At 69.1% G+C, this 19,049-nt stretch carries 15 protein-coding genes; 8 read left to right on the top strand and 7 right to left on the bottom strand.

Annotation, left to right across the window (positions count from 1 at the left end; translation table 11 throughout):
* Positions 1 to 416: 416 nt before the first annotated feature.
* The 3 genes from CSC71_RS07860 to CSC71_RS07850 all read right to left on the bottom strand — a co-directional run bounded on the left by CSC71_RS07860 (position 417) and on the right by CSC71_RS07850 (position 4,089).
* A complete protein-coding gene (locus CSC71_RS07860; protein ID WP_162373809.1) occupies positions 417 to 1,781 on the bottom strand; it encodes an aspartate aminotransferase family protein in 1,365 nt (454 codons plus the stop codon).
* Between the two features lie 105 nt (positions 1,782 to 1,886).
* Complete coding sequence (locus CSC71_RS07855) at positions 1,887 to 3,278, bottom strand: glutamine synthetase family protein (protein ID WP_162373808.1); 1,392 nt, start codon at positions 3,276 to 3,278, stop codon at positions 1,887 to 1,889.
* 4 nt (positions 3,279 to 3,282) lie between these two features.
* Complete coding sequence (locus CSC71_RS07850) at positions 3,283 to 4,089, bottom strand: gamma-glutamyl-gamma-aminobutyrate hydrolase family protein (RefSeq protein WP_162373807.1); 807 nt, start codon at positions 4,087 to 4,089, stop codon at positions 3,283 to 3,285.
* Positions 4,090 to 4,278: 189 nt separating this feature from the next.
* Between CSC71_RS07850 and CSC71_RS07845 the strand changes: the two genes are divergently transcribed.
* The 4 genes from CSC71_RS07845 to CSC71_RS07830 are packed head-to-tail and all read left to right on the top strand — an operon-like array spanning position 4,279 to position 8,428.
* A complete protein-coding gene (locus CSC71_RS07845; protein WP_162373806.1) occupies positions 4,279 to 5,661 on the top strand; it encodes a glutamine synthetase family protein in 1,383 nt (460 codons plus the stop codon).
* A gap of 2 nt (positions 5,662 to 5,663) precedes the next feature.
* Positions 5,664 to 6,947: an NAD(P)/FAD-dependent oxidoreductase gene (locus CSC71_RS07840; RefSeq protein ID WP_162373805.1), complete on the top strand. Its 1,284-nt coding sequence runs from the start codon at positions 5,664 to 5,666 to the stop codon at positions 6,945 to 6,947.
* Positions 6,948 to 6,977: 30 nt separating this feature from the next.
* Positions 6,978 to 8,048, top strand: a complete 1,071-nt coding sequence (gene ligD, locus CSC71_RS15740) for a non-homologous end-joining DNA ligase LigD (RefSeq protein WP_246192068.1) — start codon at positions 6,978 to 6,980, stop codon at positions 8,046 to 8,048.
* Complete coding sequence (locus tag CSC71_RS07830) at positions 7,967 to 8,428, top strand: bacteriohemerythrin (protein WP_162373804.1); 462 nt, start codon at positions 7,967 to 7,969, stop codon at positions 8,426 to 8,428. The genes ligD and CSC71_RS07830 overlap by 82 nt, the downstream gene beginning before the upstream one ends.
* Positions 8,429 to 8,458: 30 nt before the next feature.
* Here the strand turns inward: CSC71_RS07830 and CSC71_RS07825 are convergent, their stop codons facing one another.
* The 3 genes from CSC71_RS07825 to CSC71_RS07815 form a co-directional block, all read right to left on the bottom strand.
* Positions 8,459 to 9,748: an MFS transporter gene (locus CSC71_RS07825; protein WP_162373803.1), complete on the bottom strand. Its 1,290-nt coding sequence runs from the start codon at positions 9,746 to 9,748 to the stop codon at positions 8,459 to 8,461.
* Positions 9,749 to 9,882: 134 nt separating this feature from the next.
* Entirely contained in the window at positions 9,883 to 11,385 is a 1,503-nt protein-coding gene (locus tag CSC71_RS07820) for an aldehyde dehydrogenase (RefSeq protein ID WP_162373802.1), read from the bottom strand.
* A 56-nt stretch (positions 11,386 to 11,441) separates the two neighbouring features.
* Positions 11,442 to 11,990, bottom strand: coding sequence for a cupin domain-containing protein (locus CSC71_RS07815; protein WP_162373801.1), 549 nt, complete (start codon positions 11,988 to 11,990; stop codon positions 11,442 to 11,444).
* Positions 11,991 to 12,286: 296 nt separating this feature from the next.
* Between CSC71_RS07815 and aptA the strand changes: the two genes are divergently transcribed.
* Both aptA and ald read left to right on the top strand, forming a co-directional pair.
* Entirely contained in the window at positions 12,287 to 13,630 is a 1,344-nt protein-coding gene (gene aptA, locus CSC71_RS07810) for an omega-aminotransferase AptA (RefSeq protein WP_425501932.1), read from the top strand.
* An 85-nt stretch (positions 13,631 to 13,715) separates the two neighbouring features.
* Positions 13,716 to 14,834 carry an alanine dehydrogenase gene (gene ald / locus CSC71_RS07805; protein ID WP_162373800.1) on the top strand — a complete coding sequence of 373 codons (1,119 nt, stop codon included), beginning with the start codon at positions 13,716 to 13,718 and terminating at the stop codon, positions 14,832 to 14,834.
* 54 nt (positions 14,835 to 14,888) lie between these two features.
* Here ald and CSC71_RS07800 read toward each other — a convergent pair whose 3' ends face one another.
* Positions 14,889 to 15,515: a class I SAM-dependent methyltransferase gene (locus CSC71_RS07800; RefSeq protein ID WP_162373799.1), complete on the bottom strand. Its 627-nt coding sequence runs from the start codon at positions 15,513 to 15,515 to the stop codon at positions 14,889 to 14,891.
* Positions 15,516 to 15,679: 164 nt separating this feature from the next.
* Between CSC71_RS07800 and CSC71_RS07795 the strand changes: the two genes are divergently transcribed.
* Positions 15,680 to 17,164, top strand: coding sequence for an OpgD/OpgG family glucan biosynthesis protein (locus CSC71_RS07795; protein WP_211367929.1), 1,485 nt, complete (start codon positions 15,680 to 15,682; stop codon positions 17,162 to 17,164).
* Between the two features lie 47 nt (positions 17,165 to 17,211).
* The gene (gene mdoH / locus CSC71_RS07790) at positions 17,212 to 19,047 is read left to right on the top strand and encodes a glucans biosynthesis glucosyltransferase MdoH (protein ID WP_343037679.1); all 1,836 of its coding nucleotides are present in this window, start codon (positions 17,212 to 17,214) and stop codon (positions 19,045 to 19,047) included.
* Positions 19,048 to 19,049: the final 2 nt, after the last annotated feature.

Raw genomic sequence — 19,049 nt, 5'->3', positions numbered from 1 at the left:
CCGACACGCCCACGGGAGCGCCGGGCGGCAGGGGGTATGTGGCCGCGGCCCCGCCGCTGTGGGGCCCCGAGACGCGGGGAGGCGCTCTTCTCGCCGGCACCTAGTTGGTGGCCACCGCGGCGTGGGCCGTGTTCGTGCCGGTCGCCTGCGGAAGTTTCGGTTGTGTGTCGTGGGCGGAGAGGCCCGCGCGTTTGGGGTCGTTGCCCCCGTTGCGCCAGGGGGGGGGGGCGGGGGCGCCCGCCTCTCCCGCCTCCTTCTTGCCGCCGCAGGCGGCGAGCGTACAGGCGGCCAATGCCACAGACAGGGTTCGCAGCTTCATTGCACTCTCCAAATCGCCCGCGCGGGCGTCGTCGTTGCCGTTCGCGCCCGGCCCCGCGGCCAGTCGCACCCTTTTCCCACTCCCTATTCCTTCCGCGTCACTTGCCGAGCTCTGCCGCGGTCTCGTCGAGCGATTTCCATGCCTTCTCGAACAGTTCGTCGACCTGCGCGCGATCGATGACCAGCGGCGGCGACAACAGCATGGAATCGTTGGTGGCGCGCAGGATCAGCCCGTTGCGCAGCGCGATGTCCCGGCACAGCGCCCCGACTTTACCGCGTTCTTCGAAGAATGTGCGCCTGGGCTTGTCCGGCACCAGCTCGAGCGCGCCGACCATGCCGGCGATGCGCGCCTCGCCGACCAGGCGGTGCTCGCCCAGCTCGGCCCAGCGCTGGGCCAGGTATGGGGCGATCTCGGTCCTGGCCCGCTCGACGATGCCCTCCTCCTGCAGGATGCGCAGGTTCTCCAGCGCCACCGCGGTGCAGACCGGATGCCCGGAATAGGTCGCGCCGTGGGCCAGTTCGCCGCCCTGCTCCTTCAGCACCTTCGCCACCCGGTCGTTGAACATCGCCGCGCCCAGCGGGATGTAGCCGGAGGTGATGCCCTTGGCCACCGGCATGATGTCGGGCTGGAAGCCGAAGTACTGGCTGCCGAACCATTCGCCGGTGCGGCCGAAGCCGCAGATCACCTCGTCGGCGACCAGCAGCACGTCGTATTTGCGGCAGATGCGCTCGATCTCCGGCCAGTAGGTCATCGGCGGGATGTACACGCCGATCGCGCCCATGATCGGCTCGCCGATGAACGCGGCCACGCGCTCCGGACCGAGTTCGAGGATCTTGTCCTCCAGCCGCTTCGCCGCGGCCAGGCCGTATTCGTCCGGCGACAGCTCGTCGCCGTCGCCGAACCAGAACGGCGGCTCGATGTGGTGGATGTCGGGAATCGGCAACCCGCCCTGCCTGTGCATGCCCTTCATGCCGCCGAGGCTGGCGCCGGCCACGGTGGTGCCGTGGTAGCCGTTGTGGCGGCCGATGAAGATGTTCTTGCGCGGCTGGTCCTGCACCGCCCAGAAGTGCCGGACCAGGCGCAGGATGGTGTCGTTGGCCTCGGAGCCGGAGTTGACGAAGAACGAGTGGTTGATGTCGCCCGGCGCCAGTTCGGCCAGCTTCGCCGCCAGCTCGATGGTCGGCTCGACCGTGCACTGGAAGAAGCTGTTGTAGTAGGCCAGCGTGTCCATCTGCCGCTTCGCCGCTTCGCCCAGCTCCTTGCGCCCGTAGCCGATGTTGACGCACCACAGCCCGGCGAAGGCGTCGAGCAGCTTGTTGCCGTCGGCGTCCCAGACATAGCAGCCCTCGCCGCGGGTCAGGATGCGCGTGCCCTTCTTCGCCAGTACGGCGTTGTCGTTGAACGGGTGCAGGTGGTGCGCCGCGTCGAGCTTTTGCAGGGTCTTGGTGTCGAGGTGTTCCATTGCAATCTCCAATGCCTTGCCATCCGGGCGCAGCGGGGAATCTGCCCTATCGCACGCCGGACGAAGGGGAAAGCGGATCCCCCGCTGCGCCCGGGGTGACGGCAATCAGACGTTCAACAGCAAAAACTCCCGCTCCCACGAACTGATCACGCGGAAGAAGGTTTCGTATTCCTTGCGCTTGATCGCGATGTACGCACGGACGAAGCGCGGCCCGAGCAGCGCGTGCAACGGCTTGCAGCTCTCCAGGTCGTCCAGCGCCTCGCCCAGCGAGCGCGCCAGTTCGTACTTGCCGGATTCCTCGCCGACGCTCTCGGCGGTCGGCGGGCTCGGCCTGAGCTTCTCGCGGATGCCCAGCAGGCCGCAGGCCAGCGTCGCCGCCATCGCCAGGTAGGGGTTGGCGTCGGAACCGGCGAAGCGGCTTTCCACGCGGGTGTTCTCCGGCGTGTCCAGCGGCACGCGCAGGCCGCAGGTGCGGTTGTCGTAGCCCCACTGCACGTTCTTCGGCGAGATCTCGCCGAACACCAGGCGGCGGTAGGAATTCACGTTCGGCGCGAAGAACGCCATCGCCATCGGCGTGTACTTCTGCAGCCCGGCCAGGTAGTGCATGAACAGCGCGCTCTGCCTGCCCGGCTCCCGGCCGGCGAACACGTTGCGGCCGGTCTTCGCGTCGACCACGCTCTGGTGGATGTGCAGCGCGCTGCCGGGCTCGTTCTCCATCGGCTTGGCCAGGAAGGTGGCGTAGATGCCGTGGCGCATCGCCGCCTCGCGCATGGTGCGCTTGAACAGGAACACCTGGTCGGCGCGCGACATCGCGTCGCTGTGGGTGAAGTTGACCTCCAGCTGCGCCGCGCCGGTTTCGTGGATCAGCGTGTCCACGTCCAGTTCCATCGCGTCGCAGTAGTCGTACATCAGGTCGAGGATCGGGTCGAACTCGTTGACCGCGTCGATCGAGTACGACTGCCGCGCGGTCTCCGGCCGCCCGGAACGCCCGGCCGGCGGCAGCAGCGGGAAGTCCGGGTCGGTGTTCTTCTGCACCAGGAAGAACTCCACTTCCGGCGCCACCACCGGGCGCAGGCCGGCGTCGGCGTACGCGGCCAGCACGCGGCGCAGCACATTGCGCGGCGCCAGTTCGTGCGGCTTGTCGTCGCGGGTGTAGCAGTCGTGGATGACCTGCGCGGTCGGGTCGGTGGCCCACGGCACCATGCGCACGGTGTCGGCGTCGGGGCGCAGGTACATGTCCGAGTCCGACGGCGACACCAGTTCGTAGTAGTCCTCGGGATAGTCGCCGGTGACGGTGGTGGCGAAGATGCCCTCGGGCAGGCGCGTGCCGTAGTCGTGGCTGAACTTGTCGGCGGGGATGATCTTGCCGCGCGCGTTGCCGGTGATGTCCGGCACCAGGCACTCGACTTCGGTGATGTTGCGCTCCTTCAGCCAGCGCCGCAGCGCGTTCTCGGTCTGCTCGGGGACGGGCTTGCGCGGGCGTTGGCGTTGGCTCATGCGGTCAGGCCGATGCGGCCTCGGTTCGGGTTTCGGTGCCGGCGGCGTTACGGCGCGCGGCGCGTTTGCGGCAGGCATCGCCGAAGGCGCGGAAGACGCTCAGGTAGAACGGATTCTCGGCGACGCGCCATTCCGGGTGCCACTGCACGCCGAGCAGGAAGCCGCCGCCGTCGGCATCGCCCTTCGAAAGCGAGAACGCCTCGATCAGGCCGTCCGGCGCTACCGCTTCGACCTTCAGGCCGGTGCCGAGCCTGGCCACGCCCTGCCCGTGCAGCGAGTTGACCCGCGCCGACGGCGCGCCGGCGATGCGCGCGAGCAGGCCGCCGGGATTGAAGGTGACCGCGTGCGCCGGCGCGTACCGGCGTTCGAGCGGATCGTCGGGATTCTCGCGGTGGTCGAGGTGGCCTTCCACCTCGTGCACCTTCTGGTACAGGCTGCCGCCGAAGGCGACGTTGACCTCCTGGAAGCCGCGGCACAGCGCCAGTACCGGCACGCCCATCTCCACCGCCAGTTTCGCCAGCGGCAGCGTGGTGGCGTCGCGCGCGGGGTCGTGCAGGTTGCCTTCGTAGCTGGGTTCGTCGCCGTAGTGGTGCGGCTCGATGTTGCTGACCGCGCCGGTCAGCAACACGCCGTCGACCGTGTCCAGCAGTTCGCCCAGGGGCAGCGGCGGCTGCAGGGTCGGCCACAGGATCGGGATGGCCCCGGCGCCATCGACCACCGCGCGCGCATATTTCTCGCCGACGGCGAGGAATGGGTGCGCGCCGATTTGCTTGAGGTCGGTGGGCAGGCCGACCAGCGGCAGGCTGGCCATGGTGGGGGCTCTTGGGAAGCTTGCAGGCAAATTAACCCGGCCGTTTTATTTTTACAACACGCCGGCGACCGATCTTGCCGCCGCAACGCAATTCCGCGAAGAATACGGCCATATCGCGAGTCAGGTGATGAGTATTCTTGACACCCTCCCCGCTCTGTTAAGCTGCCCGCGAGCCGAGCAGAGGCCACCATGACCCGCAATCCCAGCCCGACCGCCACGCTGTCCGCCGCCGATGCCGCCACCCTCCAGGGCATCGACGGCCTGGAGCAGATCGACCTGCTGCTGCCGGACATGAACGGCCTGCTGCGCGGCAAGCGGGTGACCCGCGACGCGCTGGACAAGGTCTACGCCGACGGCGTGTGCCTGCCGATGTCGCTGATCGGCACCGACATCACCGGCAACACGGTCGAGGAAACCGGACTGGGCTACGACATCGGCGACGAGGACCGCATCTGCCGCCCCGTCCCCGGTTCGCTGAAACCCGTCCCGTGGGCACCGCGGCCGATGGCGCAACTGCTGCTGTCGATGGAAGACGCCGCTGGCGGCGCCTTCGAAGCAAACCCGCGCGAGGTGCTGAAGCGCGTGCTCGATCGCTACGCGTCCCGCGGCCTGAAGCCGGTCGTCGCGGTGGAGCTGGAGTTCTACCTGTTCGACCGCCTGCCCGACGCGCAGGGTCGCCCGCAACCGGCGATCAACCCGAACACCGGCGCGCGCAACCGCAGCACGCAGGTCTACTACATGGAAGACCTCAACGACTACCGCGGCTTCACCGACGCGGTCGCCGCGGCCTGCGCCGCGCAGGGCATCCCCGCCGACACCGCGGTCGCCGAGTACGCGCCGGGCCAGTTCGAGATCAACCTCAGGCACCGCGACGACGCCCTGCTCGCCTGCGACGACGCGATCTGCCTGAAGCGCGCGATCAAGGCCATTGCCCAGCAGCAGGGCATGCAGGCCAGCTTCATGGCCAAGCCCTTCGTCGAACAGGCCGGCTGCGGCCTGCACGTCCACGCCAGCGTGCTCGACGCCGACGGCCGCAACATCTTCGCCTCGGGCCCGGACGCGCCGGCCGCCGCGCTGAAGCACGCGATCGGCGGCCTGCAGCGCAGCGCGGGCGATTGCCTGCTGTTGTTCGCCCCGCACGCGAATTCGTACCGCCGCTTCGTGCTCAACGCCTTCGTGCCGTTGAACGAATGCTGGGGCTACAACAACCGCACCGTGGCGATGCGCGTGCCGCACAGCGATGCGAAGAACATGCGCATCGAACACCGCATCGCCGGCGCCGACGCCAACGCCTACCTGGTCACCGCCGCGGTGCTGGCCGGCATGCTGTGGGGCATCGACAACGGCTTCGACCCGGGACCGGCCATCGTCGGCAACGCCTACGAGCAGACCGAGAACAAGCAGCCGTTCTGGCGCGACGCAATCTCGACCTTCGTTGAAAGCGACTTCATCCGCGAACAGTTCGGCGAACGCTTCCGCCACATCTACGGCCAGCAGAAGCTGAAGGAAATGCGCACGTTCTATGCGCAGGTGACCGACCTCGAATACGAGTGGTATCTGCGGGCGGTCTGAACATGGCCGGCGCTTCGACCTACCCGCCCAGCTGGTACGCCGCCAGCGCCGAACTCCTCCCGCAGCAGCCGCGACTGGATGGCCGCATCGACACCGACATCTGCATCGTCGGCGCCGGCTACACCGGCCTGTCCGCGGCGCTGGAACTGGCCGAAGCCGGCTACAGCGTGGTCCTGCTCGAAGCCGAGCGCATCGGCTGGGGCGCGTCCGGGCGCAACGGCGGCCAGGCCATCGCCGGCTTCGGCTGCGGCGAGGAAAAACTCGAAGCGCTGGTCGGTCCCGAAGACGCGAAGCAGATGTTCGACCTGTCGCTGGAAGGCCTGCGCTGGTTGCGCACTCGCATCGCGCGCCACGGCATCGACTGCGACTGGCGCGATGGCCACGCCACCGTGCCGATCAAGCCGCGCCAACAGCGCGACCTGCTCGCCGCAACCGAACACTTCCACAATCATTACAACCACCCGGTCGAATGGTGGGATCGCGACCGCCTGCGCACGCAACTCGCCAGCGATCGCTACCTCGGCGCGATGTACGACCCGCTCAGCGGACACCTGCACCCACTGAAATACGCGCTGGGCCTGGGTGGTGCCGCGCTGGCTGCCGGCGTACGGATATTCGAACGGTCGAAAGCGACACGGCTCGTGCGCGGCGCGAAGCCTTCGTTGAAAACCGCGCATGGCGAAGTCCGCTGCAGCCACGTCGTGCTGGCCGGCAACGCGCTGCTGCACGGCATCGCCCCGGAAATCGAATCGCGGATCATGCCGGTCGGTACCTACATCGCCGCGACGCGACCGCTGGGCGAGGAACGCGCACGCTCGCTGATCCGCAACGACATGGCCGTGGCCGACACCAACTGGGCCCTGGATTACTTTCGCCTGAGCGCGGACCACCGCCTGCTGTTCGGTGGCCGCGCCAGCTATTCGACGCTGCAACCGCCGAACCTGCGCTGGGTGATGCGCCGGCGCATGCAGCGCGTGTTCCCGCAATTGAACGACGTCGATTTCGACTACCTGTGGGGCGGCATGATCGACATCTCGCTGAACCGCGCACCGCACTGGGGGCGGATCGAACCGAACGTGTGGTTCGCGCAGGGCTTCAGCGGCCATGGCGTGATCGCCACCGGCCTCGCCGGCAAGCTGATCGCCGAAGCGATCCGCGGGCAAAGCGAGCGCCTCGACCTGTTCGCGAAGATCCCGCACCGCCCCTTCCCCGGCGGCCGCGCCCTGCGCACGCCGCTGCTGGTCGCGGCGATGGCCTGGTACAAGCTGCGCGACGCATTGTGGTGAAATGGCCCGGATCCCTGCCGGGAGATGCGCATGAACGACGATGCGGCACTGCTGATCGAAGGCGTCGCCATCGAAAAACCCGGGCGCATCGTCTATCCGGGCACCGCGATCACGCGTGGCGACGTGGCCCGCTACTACCATGCCGTGGCGCCGCGCCTGCTGCCAGAGATCGCCGGCCGTCCGTTGTCGCTGCTGCGCTGCCCCGACGGCATCGGCGGCACGCATTTCTTCCAGCGCCATCCCGGCAAGGGCATCGGCGAGCACGTCCGCAGCGTGATGCTGGCCGAAAAGGACGGCGGCGTCGCGCCCTACTTGTACATCGACGACCTGCGCGGCCTGCTCGAACTGGTGCGCATCGGCGCCATCGAACTGCATGCCTGGGGCGCGCACGCGGAAACGCCGGACCGGCCGGACCGGCTGGTCTTCGACCTCGACCCCGGCCCCGGCGTCGCCTGGCCCGCCGTCGTTGCCGCCGCGCGCGAGATCCGCGCGAGCCTGCGCCGCAACGGACTGGAGAGCTGCGTGCGCCTGACCGGCGGCAAGGGCGTGCACGTGGTCGCGCCGTTCGATGCCGGCCCGGACTGGGCGCAGGCCAAGGATTTCTGCGAACGCACCGCGCGGGCTGGCGGAACGCCACCCGGACCGCTACGTCGCCAGCGCGCCGAAGCACCTGCGCCGCGGCCGCATCTTCATCGACTGGCTGCGCAACTACCGCAGCGCGACCAGCATCGCCGGCTGGTCGTTGCGCGCCCGAGACGGCGCGCCGGTGGCCATGCCGCTGCGCTGGGAAGAACTCGGTGCGACCCGCGGCGGCGACCACTACGACCTGGCCGGCGCGATGCGGCGCGCTTCCCGCCTGCGCACGGATCCCTGGGCGCGGATCGCGTCGCTCGGACAACGGCTACCCGGCTGACCGCATCGCACCGCGCGATTGATCCCGATCAATGCGCCCGGCATGCGCCGGGCCGAGACTTCCCTTCGCTACTTGATGCGCGGAGCACGCGCGCGAAGGGGAACTCATGGCTTTGCTCATCTGGCAGGACAACCTGGACACCGGCATCGACATCATCGACGGCCAGCACCGGCGCATCGTCGACATGATCAACCAGCTGCACGCCGCGCAGATGGGGCACAGCAATGCGGTGGTCGGCGACGTGATCGACGAACTGGTCGACTACACGCTGTCGCACTTCGCCTTCGAGGAAGAGCTGATGGAGGAAGCCGGCTATCCCTTCAGCGCGGCGCACAAGCGCGTGCACGAGATCTTCACCAAGCGCGTCGGCGAGTACCAGCTGCGTTTCCGCGCCGGCGAGGACGTCGCCGACGAACTGAAGAGCCTGCTGTCGCGCTGGCTGTTCAACCACATCCGCAGCGACGACAAGGCCTACGCGGAATCGGTCAAGCAGCACCTGAACCGCTTCATCCACGTGCACCAGGAAGGCGGCTGGTTGTCGCGCACGGTCAAGCGGCTGTTCCACTGAACCGGCCACGGCGATCCTCCGCGGGAAGGCTCAATCGGGCTGGGACGACCTTGGCACGAACAGCAGCGCGAGCAGGGTCAGCGTCGCCATCGCCGCGAGGTACCAGCCGACCGCGGCGATGCCGTACTTCTCGCCGAGCCTGGTGGCGATGTACGGCGCGAACGAGGCGCCGAGGATGCCGGCCAGGTTGAACGCCAGCGACGCGCCGGTGTAGCGCACCCGGGTCGGGAACATTTCCGACAGCGTGGTCCCGCACGGCCCGTAGGTCAGGCCCATCGCACCGAGGCCGAGGGCAAGGAAGACGAACGCGCTGGCGCTGCCCGCGCCCTCGCCGAACAATGGCGCGAACAGGAAGCCGAAGGCGATGATCAGCACGGTCGCGACGATCATCGCGTTGCGCCGGCCGAAGCGGTCGGCGTACACCGCCGACAGCGGGATGGTGAACGCGAAGAACAGCACGCCGGCCATCTGCAGCAGCAGGAACCGCTCGCGGTCGAAACCGAGTTTCGTGGTGCCCCAGCTCAGCGCGAACACGGTCATCAGGTAGAACAGCACGAAGGTGGCGATGAGGCCGAAAGTGCCGGCGACCAGGCGCCCCGGGTATTTCGCCAGCACGTCGGCGATCGGCACGCGCACGCGTTCCTCGCGTTCCATCGCCTGCCGGAACGCCGGCGTCTCGGCGATCCGCAGCCGCACCCACAGGCCGACCAGCACCAGGACCGCCGATGCCAGGAACGGGATGCGCCAGGCCCAGGCGAGGAATTGTTCGTCGCTGACCAGCTCGGTCAGCAGCACGAACACGCCGGTCGAGCACAGGAAGCCGATCGGCGCGCCGAGCTGCGGGAACATGCCGTACCACGCGCGCTTGCCCGGCGGCGCATTCTCGGTCGCCAGCAGCACCGCGCCACCCCATTCGCCGCCCAGGCCGATGCCCTGCCCCAGCCGGCACAGCGCCAGCAGTGCCGGCGCGGCGACGCCGATCTGCGCGTAGGTCGGCAGCAGGCCGATGGCGACCGTCGACAGCCCCATCGTCAACAGCGCCGCGACCAGCGTGGCCTTGCGTCCGATGCGGTCGCCGAAGTGCCCGAACAGCGCCGAACCGACCGGCCGCGCGATGAACGCCAGCGCGAAGGTCGCGAACGACTGCAGGGTCGCGGTGGTCGGGTCGCTTTTCGGGAAGAACAGCTGCGGAAAGACGATCACCGCCGCGGTGGCGTAGATGTAGAAGTCGAAGAACTCGATGGTGGTGCCGATCAGGCTGGCGAACAGCACGCGGCCGGGGGAATTAGCGGTCGGGGCGGCGACGGTAGTGGCGCTCATCGGGTCGTGATCGGTCGGAGTCGCGCGATTCTGGCAGATTCGCCGCGCCTTTGTAGAGCAGGGCCTGCCCCGCTGTCTTTCGTCGCGTCGCCACAGAGCAAAGGCAGCGGGGCAAGCCCCGCTCTACGGCAGCATCACGCTTCGAGGTTGATCCAGGTCGCCTTGACCTCGGTGTACTTCTCGAATGCGTGCAGCGACTTGTCGCGGCCGTTGCCGGACTGCTTGTAGCCGCCGAACGGCGCGGTCATGTCGCCGCCGTCCCAGTAGTTGATCCAGACACTTCCGGCGCGCAGCTTGCGGGCGATGCGATGCGCGCGCGAGATGTCGCGGGTCCACACCGCCGCGGCCAGGCCGTAATCGCTGTCGTTGGCGATGCGCAGCGCCTCTTCCTCGCCGTCGAACGCGATTACCGCCAGCACCGGGCCGAAGATTTCCTCGCGCGAGATCGTCTGCCCGTGCCTGACGTCGTCGAACACGGTCGGCTCGATGTAGCAGCCGCCGGCGACCACGTCGGCGCGCTTGCCGCCGAGGGCAAGGCGCGCGCCTTCGTCCAGGCCCTTCCGGATGTAGCCGAGCACGCGCTCGGTCTGCGCCTCGTCGACCATCGCGCCCATCGCCGCGCCCGGTTCCAGCGGGTGCCGCGGCTGCATCCTGCGCCCGGCCTCGACCACGCGGGCGACGAAATCGTCCTTGATCGAACGCTCCACCAGCAGGCGCGACGCCGCGGTGCAGACCTCGCCCTGGTTGTAGAAGATCGCGCTGGCCGCCGAATGCGCCGCGGCCTCGAGGTCGGGCGCATCGGCGAAGACGATGTTCGGGCTCTTGCCGCCGCATTCCAGGTAGGTACGCTTCATGTTCGACAGGCCCGCGCACTGCAGCAGGCGCTTGCCGACCGCGGTGGAACCGGTGAACACCAGCCCGTCCACGCCCATGTGCAGCGCCAGCGGCTCGCCGACTTCCCTGCCGAAGCCGGGCAGCACGTTGAACACGCCGTCGGGAATGCCCGCCTCCGCGGCCAGGCCGGCCAGGCGCAGCGCGGTCAGCGGCGACTTCTCCGACGGCTTCAGGATCACCGAATTGCCGCAGGCCAGCGCCGGCGCGATCTTCCACGCCGCCATCACCATCGGGAAATTCCACGGCACGATCGCGCCGACCACGCCCAGCGGCTCGCGCGTGACCATGCCCAGTTCGCCCGGCCCGGTCGGTGCGACCTCGCCGTAAACCTTGTCGATGGCCTCGCCGCTCCACGCCAGGCAGCGCGCCACCGCCGGCGCGTCGTAGCCGGTGGCGTCGCCGATCGGCTTGCCCATGTCGAGGGTCTCGAGCAGCGCGAGTTCGTCGATGTGCTCCTCGACCAGCTGCGCGAACTTCTGCAGCACCTTCTTGCGCTTGAACGGCTTGGCCTGCGACCACGCGCCGGATTCGAAGCTGCGCCGCGCCGCCTTGACCGCGCGTTCCACGTCCTCGGCGCCGCATTCGGCGACCTCGCCGAGCGAGCGGCCGTCGATCGGGCTGATGCAGTCGAAGGTCTTGCCGCCGGCGGCGTCGACGTACTTGCCGTCGATGAAGGCCTGCGTGCGGATGTCGAGGCCGTCGGCGAGCGTTTGCCAGTAATCGCGGGTGCGTGGAGGGTTCACGGTCGTAACCTCGATGATTTCTTGATCGCCTTTCCGCGAAAGCGGGAATGGCAACGTCAAAACGTCGCCGGCGTGTTCGCGCTGACGATCACCGCTTCGCCGTCGCCGACGTTGCGGAAACGGTGCGGCACCTTGCTCTCGAAATAGTACGCCTCGCCCGCGCGCAGCACGCGCACCTGGTCGCCGACGGTCACCTCGACTTCACCCTGGACGATCACCCCGCCCTCCTCGCCTTCGTGCCTGAGCATGGCGTCGCCGGTGTCGCCGCCCGGCGGCATCACCTCGCGCAGGATGCACATCTGCCGCTGCGGGCGGTGCTGGCCGACCAGGAAGTAATGCAGGCCGTTGCTGCCCACGTCGGGCAGTTCCCCGGCACCGTAGAACGGGCTGTCGGGCGGGCCGGCGTCGAGGTCGAGGGTGAAGAAATCGGCCAGCGAAATGGGAATGCCGTCCAGCACCTTCTTCAGCGAGCTGACCGACGGGCTGACCTTGTTCTGTTCGATCAGCGAGATGGTGCTGTTGGTCACCCCGACCCGCTTGGCCAGCTCGCGCTGGCTCAGGTCCTTGGCCATGCGTACCCGTTGCAGGCGGGCGCCTATGTCCATCTGTCGTTCCCGGATGCAGTTGTCGTGTTGCGGATACTTTACATCCCGGGCAGTCGGGGTCAATTCCGCAAGCCCTTGTTTTTGCAGGAGCGCACCTAGGTGCGACCGTAGAACCCGGCCCTCCGCGGGCAATCCGGCGGATTGCAGGGTCCGAGGCCGCGCCGGCGCGCGCCGCTGCAAGGGAACCCCTTCGTCCCGAGTTGTAAAGTTTTTTCAACACGCTAAGCTTTGCCGGCCACAACCGAACCGTCCAGGAGCCGCTCGTGAGCGCCGATTCTTCTTCCTCCCGCAGCGCCCTGGCCGAGCACTACGCCGCGCAGTCGCAACAGGCGCCGGAATCGCTGGACGCGTTCTGGATGCCGTTCACCGCCAACAAGCTGTTCAAGCAGAAGCCGCGCCTGCTCGCTTCCGCTTCCGGCATGCATTACAAGTCGGTCGACGGCCGCGAGATCCTCGACGCCACCGCCGGCCTGTGGTGCTGCAACGCCGGCCACGCGCGGCCGCGCATCGTCGAGGCGGTGAAGCAGCAGATCGGGACCCTCGACTTCGCGCCGAACTTCTCGATGAGTTCGCCGCTGCCGTTCATCCTGGCCGAGCGCCTGAAGAAGATCACCCCCGGCGACCTCAACCATGCCTTCTTCGCCAATTCCGGTTCCGAGGCGGTCGACAGCGCGCTGAAGATCGCGCTGGCCTACCACCGCGTGCGCGGCGAAGGCCAGCGCACCCGCTTCATCGGCCGCGAGAAGGCCTACCACGGCGTCGGCTTCGGCGGCATTTCGCTGGGCGGCCTGCCGAACAACCGCAAGTGGTTCGGCCCCGGGCTGCCGGCGGTGTCGCACATCCGCCACACCCTGGACCTGTCGCGCAACGCGTTCTCGCAGGGCCTGCCGAAGCACGGCGTCGAACTGGCCGAGGACCTGGAACGGCAGATCGCGCTGTACGACGCTTCGACGATCGCCGCCGTGATCGTCGAACCGATCTCCGGCTCGGCCGGCGTGATCCTGCCGCCGGAGGGCTACCTGCAGCGGCTGCGCGAAATCTGCACGAAGCACGGCATCCTGCTGATCTTCGACGAGGTCATCACCGGCTTCGGCCGCGTCGGCAAGCCGTTCGCCGCGCAGCGCTTCGGCGTGCAGCCGGACATGATCACCGCGGCCAAGGGCATCACCAACGGCTGCGTGCCGATGGGCGCGGTGTTCGTTTCCGATTCGATCTTCGACGCGTTCATGCAGGGCCCGGACAACGCCATCGACCTGTTCCACGGCTACACCTACTCCGGCCACCCGCTGGCCTGCGCCGCCGCGCTGGCCACGCTGGACACCTACGAGGAGGAAGGCCTGTTCGGGAAGGCGATCGAACTAGGCGACTACTGGCAGCAGGGCCTGCATTCGCTGAAGGGCCTGCCGCACGTCGTCGACCTGCGCAACTACGGCCTGATCGGCGCGATCGAACTGGCCCCGCGCGAGGGCGCGCCCGGCAGCCGCGGCTACGACGTGTTCGCCAACGCCTTCAACCAGCAGGACCTGCTGACCCGGGTGACCGGCGACGTGATCGCCCTGTCGCCGCCGCTGATCGTCGGGAAGGCGCACATCGACCAAATCTTCGAACGCCTGGCCGCCAGCCTGCGCGCGGTTTCCTGACGGTAGTTTCAGTTAAAATCAACGCCTTCGTCCCTTGCCGCAGCGCTCCCCACGCGCGAGGCCGCATCGCACCCCGGAGAGAAAAATGCTTGTCGGCGTCCCCAAGGAAATCAAGAACCACGAATACCGCATCGGCCTGACCCCGGCCGGCGCGCGCGAACTGGTCGCCAACGGCCACCAGGTCATCGTCCAGCGCGACGGCGGCAAGGCCATCGGCCTGGCCGACGAGCAGTACGTCAAGGCCGGCGCGCAGATCGTCGACACGCCGGAGGAAATCTTCCAGCGCGCCGACATGGTCATCAAGGTCAAGGAACCGCAGCCGAACGAATGCGCGATGCTGCGCCCCGGCCAGGTCCTCTACACCTACCTGCACCTGGCGCCCGATCCGGAACAGACCAAGGCGCTGGTGAAGTCCGGCGCCACCTGCATCGCCTACGAAACCGTCACCGACCGCAAGGGCGGCCTGCCGCTGCTGGCGCCGATGAGCGAGGTCGCCGGTCGCATGTCGATCCAGGCCGGCGCGCACGCGCTGGAGAAGGCGCAGGGCGGTTCGGGCGTGCTGCTCGGCGGCGTGCCGGGGGTGAAACCGGCCGAGGTGCTGGTGATCGGCGGCGGCGTGGTCGGCATCAACGCCGCGCGCATGGCGATGGGCATGAACGCGCACGTCACCATCCTCGACCGCTCGCTGGACCGGCTGAAATACCTCGACGAACTGTACGGCGACAAGCTGACCACGATCTATTCGACCCGCGATGCGATCGAGGAGCGCCTGCCGTACACCGACCTGGTGATCGGCGCGGTGCTGATCCCCGGCGCGGCGGCGCCGAAGCTGGTGTCGCGCGAGCAGCTCAAGCTGATGCGCCCCGGCTCGGTGCTGGTCGACGTGGCGATCGACCAGGGCGGCTGCTTCGAGACCTCGAAGCCGACCACGCACCAGAACCCGACCTACGAGGTCGACGGCATCATCCACTACTGCGTGGCCAACATGCCCGGCGGCGTCGCCCGCACCTCGACCTTCGCCCTGACCAACGCCACCCTGCCGTTCGCGGTGCAACTGGCGAACAAGGGCGCGAAGCAGGCGCTGCTGGACGACGAGCACCTGCGCAACGGCCTGAACGTGCACGCCGGCAAGATCACCTACAAGGCGGTGGCCGACGACCTCGGCTACGCGTACGTGCCGGCGTTGGAAGCGCTGGCTGCGTAACAGCGAGGAACGCGTGGAGGGGAGCGAGGAGCGGGCGGAAGCGGACTCCTCCGCTCACTTCTCTCCGCTCACTTCTCTCCGCTGCCTTTCGTACACGTACACCGTCGCCGGCGGCACGTTGCGCAACACGAATTCGCCGCGGCGCACCTTCAATCCCAGTTCCGCCACCACCCGCTCCGACACCGGCGCGCGCGGGCCGTAGGTGAACTGCACGAAGCGCCCGCCCTCGCGCAGGCATTCGAACGCCGACGCCACGATCCGTCGCTGCGTCGAACGCTCCATCGACAGGATGCCCAGGCCCGACAGCACCGCGTCGGCCGGGCCGCCCTGCAGGTAGCCGTCCGCTTCCGCCAGCATCGGCAGTTCGCGGGCATCGCCGCGCACCACGCGCACACCCGGGAAACGCCCCTGCAGGTGCCGGGCCAGGTCGCGGTTCAGTTCCAGCACCAGCAGCGCTTCGCCGGCAATGCCGTGCGCCAGCGCCGCTTCGGTGAAGACCCCGGTGCCGCCGCCCAGTTCGATCACGCGTCGCGTGCCCGGCGGCAGCTCGGCCAGCATCGCCGCCGCCAGCTCCGGGCTGGACGGGGTCACCGATGCCACGCTGCGCGGGTGCATCAGCCATTGGCGGAAGAATTTCCAGCGCGTGCGGCGCTGGCTTTCGCAGGCGGAAATGACGCTCATGCGGGCTCCGGTTTTTCCCCACGCTAGCAACCGTTTCGTTACGAAAACGCAAAGCCGCGGCGGCATTGATCCGGCCTACACATTCCCGTGCCGGCGCGGTGGATATATTCGGCCGCTTGTTGACCACCGACGGAGCCGCCGTGCGGCGAAGGCAATTCCTCCAGATGGGCGCGGCCCTGCCGCTGGGCGCACTGCTCGCCGTGCCGCATGCGTCCTGCGCGGCCGCCGCCGCGTTCGACGACGACACCGTACCCGGACTGGCGCGCGAACTCGCCGCGCGCGCCTACGCGCCGCCGGACCGCAGCTTGCCCGGGTGGCTGGAGAAGATCGGTTACGACCAGTACCGCGCATTGCGCTTCCGCCCCGAAGCGGCGCTGTGGCGCGGCACGGGCCTGCCGTTCCAGGCGCAGTTCTTCCACCGCGGTTTCCTGTTCAAGGAACGCATCGACATCCACGTCGTCGAGGGCGGGCGCGCGACGCCGTTGCGCTACCGCCCCGACATGTTCGACTTCGGCGGGTCGCGCGCGCAGGAAGAGCCGTCGCTGGGCTTCGCCGGATTCCGCGTGCACGCGCCGCTGAACCATCCGGAGGTTTTCGACGAACTGTTCGTGTTCCTCGGCGCCAGCTATTTCCGCGGGCTGGCGCGCGGCCTCGCCTACGGCCTGTCCGCGCGCGGCCTCGCGCTGGGCAGCGGCGATCCCGGCCCGGAGGAATTCCCGCTGTTCAAGGCGTTCTGGCTGGAAAAGCCCGCGCCCGGCGCCGACCGCATCGTCGTGCACGCGCTGCTCGACAGCCCCAGCGTCGCCGGCGCCTACCGCTTCGCGGTCGTGCCCGGCGCGGAGACCGTGATGGAGATCGACGCGCGCCTGTATCCGCGCGCGGATCTGCGCAACGCCGGCATCGCCGCGCTGACCAGCATGTACGAATTCGACGCCGCCGACCGCGCCGGCGTCGACGATTTCCGCCCCGCCGTGCACGATTCCGACGGCCTGGCCCTGCTCAACGGCGGCGGCGAACAGGCGTGGCGGCCGTTGAACAACCCGGCCACGATCCAGCACAGCGGTTTCCAGGACCGCAACCCGCGCGGCTTCGGCCTGATGCAGCGCAAGCGCGACTTCGCCGACTACCAGGACGCCGAAGCGCGCTACGAGCGGCGGCCGAGCGCGTGGGTCGAACCGCTGGGCGACTGGGGCGACGGCGAAGTGCACCTGGTCGAGCTGCCGACCGGCGACGAATACCACGACAACATCGTCGCGTTCTGGCGCCCGCGCCAGCCGCTCGCCGCCGGCCGCGAGCACCATTGGCGCTATCGCCTGCACTGGTGCGCCGACCACGCATGGCAGGCCGGGCTGGCCCGCGTGGCCGCGACCCGCGCCGGCAGCCGCGACGGCGCGCGCCTGTACGTGGTCGACCTGGACGGCGGTCGCCTCGATGCGATGGCCGCGAACGCGGAACCGGTGGTCGACGCCTCCGCCTCGGCCGGCGAACTGCGCAACATCGTCGCCTACCGCGTCGCCCAGAACGGCACCTGGCGGATGAGCTTCGAATTCGTCCCGGGCGAAGCGAAGGTGGCGGAACTGCGCGCGCGCCTCGTCGACGACGCGGGACGGCCGCTGTCGGAAACCTGGCTGTCGCGGTGGCTCGCATGACCGCGGCGGCGGTGGCGAGGCGCGCACGGGAAGCGCCCATCGCGGAAATGGACTGGCTGCCGGCGGAAGCGCCGCTGGCGATGCCGGTGCAGGCGCTGCACGAAGGCCGGCTGTCGCCGCGCCGGCTGCCGACGTCGCCGCGCGGCATCGGACTGCGCCGCGCGCTGGTGATCGGCGGCGCGGCGCTGCTGACCCTGGCCGCCACCTGGCAGGTCTGGTGGGCTCTGCGCGACGGCGGCCTGATGGCGTCGGAAGCGGTGCTGCTGGCGCTGTTCGCCGCCCTGTTCGGCTGGGTCGCGCTCAGTTTCACCAGCACCCTGGCCGGTTTCTTCCTGGTACTGCTCCGCCGCGACGTCAATTCGCTGGGCATCCGCAGCGACGACCCGCTGCCGGAGCTGTCCACCCGCACCGCGCTGCTGATGCCCACCTACAACGAGGATCCGCAGCGCCTGCTCGCCGGCCTGCAGGCGGTCTGCGAATCGGTCGCCGCCACCGGGCAGGCGCACAGGTTCGATTTCTTCGTGCTCAGCGACACCAACCGCGCGGCATTGCAATCGGCGGAAGAAGCCGCCTTCCTCGCCTTCCGCGAACGCCTCGGCGACGGCTTCCGCGTCTATTACCGCCGGCGCGACAACAACGTCGAACGCAAGGCCGGCAACGTCGCCGAGTGGGTGCGGCGCTTCGGCGGCGCCTATCCGCATTTCCTGATCCTCGACGCCGACAGCCTGATGAGCGGGCGCACCATCGTGCGCCTGGCCGCGGCGCTGGAGCGCAACCCGGGCGTCGCGCTGGTCCAGTCGCTGCCGGTCATCGTCAACGGGCGCACGCCGTTCGCGCGCATGCAGCAGTTCGCCGGGCGCGTGTACGGGCCGGTGATGGCCTACGGCATCGCCTGGTGGCACGGCGCCGAGGGCAACTACTGGGGCCACAACGCGATCATCCGCACCGCCGCGTTCGCCGCGAACGCCGGCCTGCCGGAACTACGGGGGCGCAAGCCGTTCGCCGGCAACGTGCTCAGCCACGACTTCGTCGAAGCCGCGCTGCTGCGCCGCGGCGGCTGGGCGCTGCACATGGCGCCGGGCCTGTCCGGCAGCTACGAAGAAGGCCCGCCGTCGCTGACCGACATGCTGGTGCGCGACCGCCGCTGGTGCCAGGGCAACCTGCAGCACGGCGGCGTGATCGGCGCGAAGGGATTGCACTGGCTCAGCCGCCTGCACCTGGGCTTGGGCATCGCCCATTACTTCACCGCCTTCCTGTGGGGCATGTCGATGCTGGCCGGCCTGGCGATCCCGTTGCAGGCGCGCCTGTCCGCGACGTCGGGCGCGGTGCTGCAGACCGGCGACACGCAGCGCCTGCTGTGGGTGTTCGCGTTCACCCTGTCGGTGCTGCTGGCGCCCAAGGCGCTCGGCTTCCTCGCCACCTGCACCTACCTCCGCCTGCGCCGCGGCTGCGGCGGCGCGTTGCGCTGCCTCACGAGCGTGGTGCTGGAAACGCTGATGGCGGCGCTGATGGCGCCGATCACCATGTACGTGCAGACGCGCGGCCTGGCCGAGGTGCTGGCCGGCAAGGACTCCGGGTGGGAAGCGCAGCGCCGCGACGACGGCAGCGTGCCGTTCGCCAGCCTGGCGCGCCGTTACGGCGGACTGACCCTGTTCGGGGTCTTCGTCGGCATCCTGGCGTGGATGGTCTCGCCGCGGATCGCGGCGTGGATGTCGCCGGTCATCGCCGGGATGGTGCTGTCGATCCCGGTGGTCGCGTTGACCGGCTCGGGCCGCGTCGGCCAGTGGCTGCGGCGGTTGCGGCTGCTGCAGGTGCCGGAAGAAATCGCGCCGCCGCCGGTGGTGGCGCGGGCCGCGAAGTTGCGCGGGCAATCGACGGCATAGGG

The sequence above is a fragment of the Pseudoxanthomonas sangjuensis genome (assembly GCF_010211755.1).
Classification (GTDB): domain Bacteria; phylum Pseudomonadota; class Gammaproteobacteria; order Xanthomonadales; family Xanthomonadaceae; genus Pseudoxanthomonas_A; species Pseudoxanthomonas_A sangjuensis.
Note: the sequence above shows the minus strand (reverse complement) of the source record. Positions and strands in the feature narration are given on the sequence as shown.